This is a genomic window from Wolbachia endosymbiont (group A) of Icerya purchasi (assembly GCF_947251635.1).
Taxonomy (GTDB): Bacteria; Pseudomonadota; Alphaproteobacteria; order Rickettsiales; family Anaplasmataceae; genus Wolbachia; species Wolbachia pipientis.
In genome coordinates, this window is sequence record NZ_OX366357.1 from 783185 (window position 1) to 795066 (window position 11882).

Below are 11882 nucleotides of genomic sequence, written 5' to 3' on the forward strand. Positions count from 1 at the left end.
GCTCCTTGCTATAAGATTTTTCACTCAATGATCTGCAAAGACAACTCACGTAAATGCTTATCCTCCACCTTGGAAGGAGCACCCATTAGAACATCTTCACCTTGCTGGTTCATAGGAAAACAGATTACTTCACGAATATTTGGCTCATCAGCAAGCAGCATAACTATTCTATCAACTCCTGGTGCTATTCCACCATGAGGAGGAACACCAAATCTGAATGCACGTACAAGTGCACCGAATCTTGTATCAACTTCTCCCCGGCTATAACCTGCAATGGCAAAGGCCTTATACATGATATCCAGTTTGTTATTACGAATCGCCCCGCTTGACAGTTCTATTCCATTGCAAACGAGATCATATTGGTAAGCAAGGATATCCAGTGGATTCTTTTCCTCTAAATCTTTCAAGCCGCCATGTGGCATGGAGAATGGGTTATGAAAGAAATCGATTTTTTTACTTTTATCGTCATATACAAAATAGGGAAAATCAATGATCCAACAAAACTTGAAGATATTGTCATCTATAAGACTGAGTTCTGACCCTAAAAGAGTGCGCACTTTCCCTGCAATTGTTGCTGCCTCATTCTCTTTGTCAGAAGCAAAAAACACACTATCTCCAGGCCCTACATTCGTTACTTCTCTTATGTAGTTTAGCCTATTGTCATCGAGGAATTTAGCAATCGGGCCTTTCGCAGTACCATCTTTATCAAACGTTATATATCCAAGACCCTTAGCACCGAATTCTCTTTGCGCATGTTCTATCCTTTTATCAAAGAAGCTGCGTGGTTCCTCTGCTGTTTTAGGTGCAGGGATCGCTCTGACTACCATACCACGCTCGATATTGCTCTTGAAAATATTGAACTCTGAATCACGGAAAATTTCTGTAACATCGCTGATTAATAATGGATTACGCAGATCTGGCTTATCAGAACCATATTTGAGCATTGCCTCTTTATATGTAATACGTGGAAAATCTTTATCAACAGACTTACGAGAAAATTTAGCAAACACTTTATATAAGGTAGACTCAATAATCTGAAAGATGTCTTCTTGAGTTATAAAAGACATTTCAAGATCTAGCTGATAAAACTCTCCCGGAGAACGGTCAGCCCTTGCGTCTTCGTCACGGAAACACGGTGCAATTTGAAAATATTTATCAAACCCTGAAACCATGAGCAATTGCTTAAAAATCTGTGGAGCTTGCGGCAATGCATAGAATTTACCAGGATTTAGTCTGCTTGGCACCAAATAATCACGTGCACCTTCAGGGGACGAAGCAGTAAGTATTGGAGTTTGAATTTCCAACAACCCTTGCTCTATCATGAGCTTGCGGAGTTCTGCAATAATTTGTGAGCGCAGAATAATATTGTTGCGGGCTTTTTCACGCCTTAAATCAAGAAAACGATATTTAAATCTCATATTTTCCGGATATTCTTGTTCGCCAGCAATGCTCGCTAATATACTTCTTTCTTCTTTCGCTATTTCTTCATCACGGTGGAACTCGACTTCCGATTCAACGTGCAAATTGCTAACTACAACCTCAATTCCCCCGGTTGCGATAGAGGTGTTTACCGTATCTTCAGTTCTAGCTTCAACTATTCCTGTAACAGTAATTACACTTTCCAATTTTAAATTTGATATCTCATCAAAAAAGTCTTTGTCATTATTAAATACTAGTTGAGTGATTCCATAGAAGTCTCTTAAATCAACAAAGATTAGGTTGCCGTGATCACGCTTACGGTATAACCATCCAGAAAGGGTAACTTCCTTTTCTACGTCGTTCTTCCTTAATTCTTCACACGTGTGAGTCTTGTAGCAGTTCATGTTTGTTTCACTTCTAAATTCTTTAAAAAGTATAGAAATAAACCTTACTACATACAAGCCCATTCGTCGGATATTTGTGCAATTTACGAAATAGAGCAGTATTACTTTTATACTGTCTTTACTCACACAAAAATTGCACAATTTCTATAATTATGGTATAATAGTAAGGGTATTTTTAATGAATTAGATACAGGAAATGCCACTTACACAGATCATAATATATAGCATAACGTTACTTGCTGTCGCTGCAGTATTTCTCTTTTTGAGAAAAATATACAAAAATCACATTAGAAAAATCATATTTCCTAGAAAAGTTTTTAAAGAAGAGTGGGAAGAAGACAGAAAATTCAATGAATTGTATCAAAAAAACAAGCAAAAAGAGTTGCTGAAACAACAAGAAACGCTACGCGAGAAACAAAAAGATGTGCAAATTTATAAAGAAGATCCAGAAATAGTTGACATAGCAAAACCGGTAGGTAAATGGACAAAGATGGTTATGATGGGTAATGGTTTAATGCAGCGTTTTGCACAATTGATACATAGAGAAGGCGGACAGAAAGGATTTTGGGAGCTGTTTGTAAAAGCTCAGGCTTCAACTCAAGGTAAACATAAGGGGAAAGGCAGATAATCCATGCTTGAATGTGAAAATTTATCCTGCGCTCGTAATAACAAAGTATTATTTAAAAATCTCAGTTTTAAAGCTGAGCTAAAATCAAAGATTCTAATCACTGGTCCAAATGGTAGTGGTAAAACCAGCTTAATTAGAAGTTTATCTGGACTTTTACCGCCGGTATCAGGCAATATAAGGCACTGCGGAAAAGATATATATGATGATCCAAAATCCTATATACCTTCTATGGTCTATATAGGCCATAAGAATGCCTGTAAAGATAGCTTAACTGTTGCTCAAAACGTAGAATTCTGGGCAGGAATACGAAATACTAGAGAATTGATTGTGGCAGCTATTTATTGCTTGCAGTTGCAACCTGTACTTAATATTAGATATGGCGAACTTTCTGCAGGCTGGAAAAGGAGAGTTGCGCTTGCTCGCCTCTTGATTTCTAATGCAAACGTTTGGCTGATAGATGAACCATTTTGTAATCTTGATAGTGCAACGTGTGAATTAGTGCTGAACCTAATCTCAATACGCTCTGAGCAAAATGGTATAGTAATTATTACAGGGCATAGCTCTACAGAGCAATTGTGTGATTTTACAACGATCGATATACGCGATTTCAATAGACTTCTTGCATAGTTTTTGGCAACACGTTAACAACCGTTAGAAACGAAAAATTTACATGACATCCTTCGCCAGCCCCCTTATCATGAAACTGAAGCTATTTATTTATCTTCAGTCTGTGCAGATAAAACGACAAAAAAAACTTAGTATATCTGGCGTGTCATGTTTAATTTTTTGCACTATGTGCACCTTATGTCTTTATAAAACTTCTAGGTTTTTACCTATACAAGCTGAAACGCGCTGTTCAAGACATCACCCAACGTCAAATTTTAAAATAGAGAGTGGATAACTAGCACGGGTTTTCTTTGCCTTTTTTTCATTTGGTAAATTTCTTAAGTATTTATGGCTAAACGACAACCGTCATCCCGCTACTTGTTAGCGGGATCTAGAGATACCGCGAATGAATCGTGGTATGAAGGTTCGCAACGGCATGACGATAAGCTCGTCATCCCGCTGCTTGTTAGCGGCTAAGGGATACTGCGAATGAATCGCGGTATGACGTAGAGCTCGCGTTAGCTATACTTTTATACTCACCAACTCAGTATCCAATCTGGATCCAAGTAGTCAGCTACTCGGATGACATCTTTGTGTTTGAGGCAAAACCAGCTATAACATTTCTTCGCAAACAAATGTTCGTACAGTTGTGCGCGTGATGCTGGAATCTAGACAACAATTAGATCCTATTGTCAAGCAATAAGCTACATGTGCTATTTATTTAGTAGATTAAATATGAAGTTTAAAACTCTGCTATTGACTTCCTGTAGAACTAGTGAAAACCAAACTTGCTTAAAACCACTTAATTAGTTATAGTTATAAGTTTAGGTACAGTAAAATGACAGCTTTTGTCCCCTTGATTATTTTTTTAATCTTGTATCTTGGAAGTGGTGCTTATTTTTCTTTTATCGGAACTGATAATCCACTTCATCAGGTTTCACCAGTAATCTGCTTATTGCCAGCACTATTTTTTGCTGTCTCACGTGGTACAAATAAAATTCAGCATAACATCGATACTGTTATCAAGGGCATGGGTGACAAAAACACCCTTACTATGTGTTTAATTTTTTATTTTCTGGAGCATTTTCTGCGGTGACTCAATCAATCGGTAGCGCAGACACTGTTGCTAATTTAATTCTTAATTTCCTTCCAGCAAGATTACTGCTGCCTGGAGTATTTTTGGCTTCTGCTTTTATTTCAACTGCAATTGGCACATCTATGGGAGTTGTTGCGCTGATGGTACCTATAGCTGTTAATCTGGCAAAAAGTGGAGCTTTTGGTCTCGAAATAGGAACTGCAACTGTAGTAGGTGGTGCCGTGTTTGGCGATAACCTTTCGATGATATCTGATACCACCATTGCATCTGTTTCTTCACAGGAAGCTTCAGCAAAAGATAAACTTAAAATGAACTCTAAAGTTGCACTTATTGCCAGCATTATAACACTCATCTACCTAGCAATTGCCTCAAATAGTACAAAAATTATTTCTATATCAAATTTAGATTATTATTCTATAATAAAAATTATTCCTTACATTTCTTTAATAATCATGGGGCTGCTTGAAGTCGCCACTTTAGTAACAATAACTATAAACATAATTATTGCTGGTGTGCTAGGAATAACTTTTTTTGACTATGCTATCATTCAATTTCCTCATGACGTGTATGACGGTTTCAAAAAAGTAAACGAAATAGTGATATTTGCTCTATTTATCGGTGGATTGAGCCATATAATGTACAAGCAAGGCCAAAAAGCGTTGCATAAACTCATCGATGAAAGCAATATCACAAAAACTAAAGCTGAATTTGTGATAGCAGGAATTGCGTCTATGTTTACTACCTTAGTTGCCAATAATACCATTGCTATTTTACTAAGTGGTGGCATTGCAAAAAGGCTTGCACAAAAACACAGTATTGCGCCACATCGCAGCGCATACTTATTAGATGTTTTTGCTTGTGCTACAAAAGGTATCTTACCTTATGGTTCCCAACTATTGCTAGCAGGTAGCATCGCCTCTGTATCACCTATTTCTTATTAACACAGGTATATTATTGCTTTATTCTAGCGGCAGTTACAATAGGCGAAATAATCATCAACAGCAGAAAAGAGAAACGTTGTGCGGCTGCAACTTAGAGTTTCTCTTTTTTTACCCACAAGGAACGGAATTACTTGACACCCTTCGCCAACCCCCTTATCATGACGTGTATAACAATGTTACAAAAAATAATATCATAGAATTGAATAGGATAATCCCTAGAGAATTACTCATCTACAAAAAGCCAAATCGTGTTAATTCTGTTTATACCAATTCCCATTACAGGGCAAACAGATGGACAATGATGGAAGAAAAGCCATACTGAAGCAAGTAAAATAGCGAGGTTTAAATGGCATTAAGATCAAAATTATTGGATGAAAAAGTAGTAGAATCAGCAAAAGAAATGCTGAAGAAAGTAAGGAATAATGCATATGTTTCAAAAAAACTAAATGCTGTAATTGCAGCAAAAAAGTACAGTATAACACGCGAATTCTGGATTAAAGGAGAATAGAAAAGGCAGAAAACAGGGTAAACTCAGCAATTATAAAAAAATAGATGAGGTTACCCATGGAAGATATAACAAAACTGTTTTGTTTGGTCGATGATTTTTGCAGAGATATAGAGAAAAATTTTGCAGGCAAACTACTGCCAAATGGTAAAAAACCCACAAGAACAACGGAAATTGAGCACTTTGAAATCATGACAATAATCCTGCTATATCAACAATCTCCGTGTAAAAATTTCAAAACTTTCTATCTACATTACCTAACGTTGCTCTACAAATCAGAGTTTCCAAAGTTGCCTTCATATAGCAGGTTTGTTGCTCTAAAGCCTAGGGTTTTGTGGCATTTAGCAATGTTGTTGCATTGGCTTTGTGGACAGTCAGAAAACACTGGAATCTCATATATAGACACAACTCCCATTGCAGTTTGTCATGCAAAAAGAATATCCAAAAACAAAGTTTTTGCTGGAATTGCAAAATTAAGCAAGAGTACTTACGGCTGGTTTTTTGGTTTCAAATTACATATGGTAATCAATGAAAATGGTGAAATTCATGCACTTACGCTAACAAAAGGCAATGTTGATGATAGGATACCTGTGCCAAATTTGACGGAAAAATTAACCGGCCTTTTGTTTGGTGACAAAGGTTATATTGCAAAAGAGCTTTTTCAGAAGCTGTTTGACCGAGGTTTGAAACTTGTTACCAAGGTGAAAAAAGGTATGAAAAATACATTAATTTCGCTAAATGAGAAGATTTTACTGAGAAAAAGGTCTATCATTGAGACTGTTTTTGGTTACCTAAAAAATAGACTAGAAATTGAACACACTCGCCATAGATCCCCTGTTGATTTCTTGGTTCATATCTTTTCTACTCTCATCTCCTATTCCATCAAATCCAAAAAGCCTTCTATTTCCTATACTTCCTTCCTTAATCCAGAATTCGCGTTTTGAGGGTACATGTCAATGGCTCCATAAGTTCACATTCTATTCCCAAACTTTTTTTAACTAACTTTAAAATCATAGAAAATACTGTCGAAAAAGCTTGTTCGTGTAAAACTCAACACAATGGATTTTCTGAAAAGTTTTCGAGTATATTGCATTTTTAATTTGTAGAATAAGGTTTTTTCCTTTTTGCATGTTTCACCTAAAAAAGACACATTTTAAACTTTTTTGTTGCAATAAAATAGAAACAAAAGTGCTGTCCCTTGCACTCTTTGGATAATTTAATGATAAAAAATTTAGAGAGAAATTTTATACACTATCGCTGATATTTTTCCTTAAGTTGACGCCATTGCCTGAACGGATACATGACAAATCTGTCGTTTATCAAATCGTCGGTAAGCCTAAAGCTATAGCCATTAAGCACGATAAAGAAAATCATTCATAATCGCTATAGCAACTAGTGTAGACACTTGACGTTCCTTGTGATTTGATAAATAGAGGTTTTTATTTGACTTCACAACAAGGGCTTCTGGATGACTTTGAAAGTGAACATTACCATGCTTATCTTCAATAGCCTCTATTACCCCCTCACTGGAAAATGCTGCAACTTTATATCCAAGTGACTCCAATTTTCTTCTATTTTCTGGTGTATTACTTACTGCTCCTGAATGAGCATCTGGAAAATATGTTGAAAACCAACCATTTTCATCAGGTATTAGGAATTTGGCTACTACTTCTGCTAAACGACTATTTGGAACAATCTTTATCTGTTGTAAAGGCACATCTTCCTGCTTTGGATTAAGCGCTGACATTAAATGGGTCTTTTGCTGTCTTTCATAACCCGCTACTTCAATTCCTTTTGCACGCATAATGTCTTGTAATCCACCACATATGCCAAGTAAATGAATTGCAGGATTGTCATCTACTATTTTTACAATTGCTTTAGTAGCAAGATCGTTGTAAAAATCAGCAATGCGAGTTTTTGGCTGATGAAGATCATTTAGAATAAATATTCTATTTATCTTTTGCTCTTTAATGAATCGTGCAACTTCAATTTTTATTCGGTCTAGTGCTAGCGCCAACACTTCATCTTGTTTTGCAAAGATAAGCAACTTTTCTTGGATTCCTGTTAGGTTGATTATTTTATTGTAATCAATGAGTACGGTTTTAACTTCAAAATTATTGAATATCTCATAAATTTGAGATACCTCACGCCCAAATGCTCCTTCCTTTTTCAATAAACCAACAACTATGTCATTATTTACTGTATTTTCTGCCGTCAAGACAGTTGACGCTGGTTCTTCTTTTCTGGTTACATGTTGAGATGCCGGTTTTTCACTAACGCCAGCATAAGTAATATTGCTTAATAATAGAACTATAATTAATAGGATATTAAATATTCTGCTATAATATTTATACATATAATTTACCCTCTCAACACTTATATCAATATCATAACATATTATAGAACGTTTTACAACAAAAAGGTAAATTTAGTAAGAAAGGAAAGTGGCCTGAGCAGGAATCGAACCAGCGACACAAGGATTTTCAGTCCTTTGCTCTACCAACTGAGCTATCAGGCCAACTGTATACTTTTATTTTTAGATAAAAAATGTTATTATGTCTATCAAAAGTTTTTAAAGTAGTTTATATAAAAATAAAGGATGAACATTAATAACAGAACAGGAATCTACCCTGGCACATTTGACCCTATAACTTTTGGGCATCTTGACATAATCAAAAGAGCGTGTAAACTAGTCGATAAATTAATAATAGGAGTTGCAGAAAACGTTAATAAGCATACTGCCTTTGACACAAAGCTACGCACAAGCATGGCTGAAAATGAAATTAAAGGACTAGGAATTGATGCAGATGTTATATCCTTTAATGGGTTGCTAGTGAAGTTTGCCAAAGAGCAGAATGCTTCTGTTATTATTAGAGGATTAAGAGCAGTATCGGATTTTGATTACGAGTTTCAAATGAGTTGGGTAAATTATAAACTTCTTCCTGAAGTCGAAACTATATTTCTTCCCGCTTCTGAAGATACTCAATTTATTTCATCAAGTTTTGTAAAGGAAATAGCAAGATTAGGAGAAGATGTTAGCAAATTTGTATCAAAAGGCGTTCAAAACGAATTGATTAACCTGAATAGGATAAAAAATGGAGAATAGTGCTTGTTGTTTTTTATTTCTGAATGGGTATATTCAATATATAAAATGTTATAAGCTAAAGGAGCAGCATGTCAAAAGTTAGGGTTAATAATAGAAAAGTTTGTTGTCATGGTGATGAAAATGATGAGGGTTCCGGCCATCCATTAATATATTTAGATATGGGAGAAGAAGAGGAAACAGCCTGCCCTTATTGTGAAAAGACGTTTGTCCATGACTGTACTGTGGAAGCGGTTGGGGAGCTGACTAGGGATGATCTCTAATGGCACTTCTGCAGACTTAGCTTATGTAAATAGCAATAAGAGGGGCAGTAAAAATGAAACTGTCCATACGGTCGAGCACTCCCCCATGGCCAGGTATCATATTTCCACTATCTTTAACACCGTAAGCTCTTTTAACAAGCGACTCAGTGAAATCGCCAAGTTGCGCTAGAATAGCAATTGCAAGGCCAATGATTGGAGAATAAAAAATTGAAAATAGACCAAAAAATATTGATCCAAAAATTGTGCACACTACTCCAGCTAAAATCGCACCAAGAAGTCCTGTCCAAGTTTTTCCAGGGCTAAGAATTGGGCAAATTTTAGCTCCACCAAAATTCTTACCAAATAGGTAGGCAGTAACGTCAATTCCCCAAATGGTTAAAACGAACCATACTAATGCGTATTTTCCCTGTGGTAGATTATATAAATATATTAATGAGGCGCTTGGTAGTGCAATCAATAATAATGCAAAAACGTATAAAATTTTATTTCCTTGGGTTAGATTATACCATTCAAAAGAAGATAAAACTGCTATTGAAAAAATCAATAGGTAAAACGATAAATCACTGAAATATGTAGCAAAGGAAAATATGAATAATATTACTATTGAGGACAACATTCTAATTATAAAATCATTATCTACCATATTTTTTCTCTCTTTTTGTATAATCTTCTAATGCTTTACTCAAATCTTGACAAGAAAAATCAGGCCATAAAGTATCACAGAAATACAATTCAGCATAAGCTGCTTGCCATAATAAAAAGTTGCTTAACCTTTTTTCGCCGCCAGTGCGAATTAATAAATCCAATTTTGGCAAATCTTTAGTATACAGAAATTTTTCAAATTCCTCTTCTGATACATAAGCAATATTTTCTTTTATAATATTGCTTATAGCTTGTGTAATTTCTTGCTTTGCTCCGTAACTGACTGCCACAGTGAGTAATAAACCATCGTTCTTATGTGTCATTTCTTCTGCTTTTTTAATTTGATCCAATATTTTACTGGATAACAGACTTAAATTGCCAATAAAATTCAACTTAATGTTACAGTTGCAAATGAAATTGACTTTATCTTCATTAGTTAAAACGGAGTAAAATAAATCAAATAGACAGTCAGTTTCGTTTTTGGGTCTAAGCCAATTCTCCATAGAGAATGCATACAAAGTTAAGTAGGGTATGGTTAGGCCCGTACAATACTTGGCAATATCGTATGCAACTTCACTGCCCTTTTTATAACCATCAATTTTTACCTTTCCTTGATTGTTCGCCCATCTACCATTACCATCCATAATAATTGCTAAATGTTTCGGTAAAGATTCTTGATTCAACATTTAAATTTAACCTAATTTTGACTTGAGTGAAATTTTTTGGATTTCAATGGACACCTGGAAGGTGTCAGCTACTTGCATGACAGGAAGAGAGTTACTGTAGTGACACCAATAGTTGATACTTGAATGCAAAATTGGTGTCATCCCAGTGCTCCGACACTGGGATCCAGGAAATTTGATTTCAAACAAGTGCATCAGATAGTTGTATAGTAAAGACTGGATTCCAGTGTCAAACACTGGAATGACATCATTTGCTATGTAAGCTTTCTCCATATCATTTAGTGATTCAGTATATCCTTTTCTTTGATGGACAATTCACCATCAATCTTTTTTATGTTATCATCAGTAATATTTTGTATTTCCTTTTTAGTGCCATGAAAATCATCTTCTGAGATTTCTTTATTTTCCTTCATTTTTTCTATTTCTTCTATAATATCTCTACGTATATTTCTAATGGCAATCCGTGCATTTTCAGCAAACTGATGCAACAATTTCACTAATTTTTCACGGGTTTCTTGTGTTAAGTCTGGAAGAGCTATACGTATGGTATTGCCCTCAACAACAGGATTTAAATTCAAGTTGGCATTTAATATAGCATTTTTTACTTCACCTATAACACCGATATCCCAAACTTTAATTGATAGAGTTTTGTTATCTATAACTGAAACGCCTGCAACCTGATTTAACTTTTGATGTCCACCATAGATATTTACAACTATACCATCAAGCAACGATGCGCTAGCTCTACCAGTGCGTACACCTTTAATATCATCATGAAAGGACTGAATAGTTTTTAGCATCCTGTCCTTTGTTTTAGTTTTTATTTCATTTAACATAAATTACCTAATGTTTACAATCTGAAACTATAGTATAAGTACCTTGACCCTTAATAATATTGACTATTTTTTCTCCCTTCAAAGAAAAAACTATAATGGGAATAGAATTCTCACGAGCAAGTGAAATTGCTGATGCATCCATAACTTTTAAATCACGAGTCAACAAATCCGTGTAAGAAAGCTTATCATACATTACAGCATCCTCATTTTTTTTCGGATCAGCGGAGTATATACCACTTACTTGCGTACCCTTTAGAATAACATCACAATTCATTTCAACAGCACGTAAAGCCGCAGCTGTATCTGTAGTAAAAAATGGGTTGCCTGTGCCTGCTGCAAAAATTACCACTCTACCTTTTTCTAAATGACGAATAGCTTTCCTTCTTATGTAAGGCTCACATACAGTGGCCATGGGTATTGCAGATAATACCCTCGAAGCTACTAAATTTTTTTCTAAAAAGTTTTGTAAAATTAAAGCATTGATTATAGTTGCAAGCATTCCAATATAATCACTGCTTGCTCTTTCACAACCACTTAAAGACGCAGATGTGCCACGAAAGATATTACCACCACCAACAACAATACATACCTGAACTCCAAGATTACAAACTTCAACTATGCCTTTAGATAACTCACCTATAGTCTCCATATCGTGACCAAATTGCTTTGATCTCATCAAAGCCTCACCAGAGATTTTAAATAACACTCTGGAATATTTTATTTCGCTTTTTTCATTTGTTGAGGGAAACATTTTTT

The 11882-nt window shown here is 35.4% G+C and carries 12 protein-coding genes, 1 tRNA gene and 3 pseudogenes; 7 read left to right on the forward strand and 9 right to left on the reverse strand.

Annotated elements, in window-relative coordinates:
• Positions 1-20 precede the first annotated feature (20 nt).
• A complete protein-coding gene (gene aspS / locus OPR17_RS04040; RefSeq protein ID WP_265022163.1) occupies positions 21-1823 on the reverse strand; it encodes an aspartate--tRNA ligase in 1803 nt (600 codons plus the stop codon).
• A gap of 196 nt (positions 1824-2019) precedes the next feature.
• On the opposite strand from aspS, the gene OPR17_RS04045 reads away from it, so the two are divergent.
• From OPR17_RS04045 to OPR17_RS04065, 5 genes and pseudogenes are all read left to right on the forward strand, one after another.
• Positions 2020-2451 (forward strand): hypothetical protein, encoded by a 432-nt coding sequence (locus tag OPR17_RS04045; protein ID WP_265021245.1) that lies wholly within the window; start codon positions 2020-2022, stop codon positions 2449-2451.
• A gap of 3 nt (positions 2452-2454) precedes the next feature.
• Positions 2455-3078 (forward strand): heme ABC exporter ATP-binding protein CcmA, encoded by a 624-nt coding sequence (ccmA, locus tag OPR17_RS04050; RefSeq protein ID WP_265021246.1) that lies wholly within the window; start codon positions 2455-2457, stop codon positions 3076-3078.
• Positions 3079-3895: 817 nt separating this feature from the next.
• Positions 3896-5189: pseudogene (locus tag OPR17_RS04055) on the forward strand (Na+/H+ antiporter NhaC family protein).
• Between the two features lie 251 nt (positions 5190-5440).
• Positions 5441-5575, forward strand: a pseudogene (locus tag OPR17_RS04060) (IS630-like element ISWpi10 family transposase); the annotation flags it as partial.
• Positions 5576-5658: 83 nt separating this feature from the next.
• Complete coding sequence (locus OPR17_RS04065) at positions 5659-6543, forward strand: IS982 family transposase (RefSeq protein WP_265021247.1); 885 nt, start codon at positions 5659-5661, stop codon at positions 6541-6543.
• A gap of 4 nt (positions 6544-6547) precedes the next feature.
• Here OPR17_RS04065 and OPR17_RS04070 read toward each other — a convergent pair.
• The 3 genes and pseudogenes from OPR17_RS04070 to OPR17_RS04080 all read right to left on the reverse strand — a co-directional run.
• A pseudogene (locus tag OPR17_RS04070) lies at positions 6548-6729 on the reverse strand (IS4-like element ISWosp8 family transposase); the annotation flags it as partial.
• Positions 6730-6950: 221 nt separating this feature from the next.
• Positions 6951-7955, reverse strand: a complete 1005-nt coding sequence (locus tag OPR17_RS04075) for a gamma-glutamyl-gamma-aminobutyrate hydrolase family protein (protein ID WP_265021248.1) — start codon at positions 7953-7955, stop codon at positions 6951-6953.
• 89 nt (positions 7956-8044) lie between these two features.
• Positions 8045-8117, reverse strand: a tRNA-Phe gene (locus OPR17_RS04080).
• 81 nt (positions 8118-8198) lie between these two features.
• Between OPR17_RS04080 and coaD the strand changes: the two genes are divergently transcribed.
• Both coaD and OPR17_RS04090 read left to right on the forward strand, forming a co-directional pair.
• Entirely contained in the window at positions 8199-8705 is a 507-nt protein-coding gene (gene coaD, locus OPR17_RS04085) for a pantetheine-phosphate adenylyltransferase (protein ID WP_265021249.1), read from the forward strand.
• 68 nt (positions 8706-8773) lie between these two features.
• Positions 8774-8965 carry a zinc-finger domain-containing protein gene (locus OPR17_RS04090; RefSeq protein WP_265021250.1) on the forward strand — a complete coding sequence of 64 codons (192 nt, stop codon included), beginning with the start codon at positions 8774-8776 and terminating at the stop codon, positions 8963-8965.
• 16 nt (positions 8966-8981) lie between these two features.
• On the opposite strand, the gene OPR17_RS04095 is transcribed toward OPR17_RS04090, so the two are convergent.
• Genes OPR17_RS04095 through pyrH form a run of 5 tightly spaced genes read right to left on the reverse strand, consistent with a single transcriptional unit; the run spans position 8982 to position 11877 of the window.
• Positions 8982-9608 (reverse strand): phosphatidate cytidylyltransferase, encoded by a 627-nt coding sequence (locus tag OPR17_RS04095; RefSeq protein WP_265021251.1) that lies wholly within the window; start codon positions 9606-9608, stop codon positions 8982-8984.
• Complete coding sequence (gene uppS / locus OPR17_RS04100; protein ID WP_265021252.1) at positions 9598-10293, reverse strand: polyprenyl diphosphate synthase; 696 nt, start codon at positions 10291-10293, stop codon at positions 9598-9600. The genes OPR17_RS04095 and uppS overlap by 11 nt, the downstream gene beginning before the upstream one ends.
• Before the next feature lie 6 nt (positions 10294-10299).
• Positions 10300-10563, reverse strand: a complete 264-nt coding sequence (locus tag OPR17_RS07555) for a hypothetical protein (RefSeq protein ID WP_010962657.1) — start codon at positions 10561-10563, stop codon at positions 10300-10302.
• Positions 10564-10568: 5 nt separating this feature from the next.
• Positions 10569-11126 (reverse strand): ribosome recycling factor, encoded by a 558-nt coding sequence (gene frr / locus OPR17_RS04110; protein ID WP_265021253.1) that lies wholly within the window; start codon positions 11124-11126, stop codon positions 10569-10571.
• Positions 11127-11133: 7 nt separating this feature from the next.
• Complete coding sequence (pyrH, locus tag OPR17_RS04115; RefSeq protein ID WP_265021254.1) at positions 11134-11877, reverse strand: UMP kinase; 744 nt, start codon at positions 11875-11877, stop codon at positions 11134-11136.
• Positions 11878-11882: the final 5 nt, after the last annotated feature.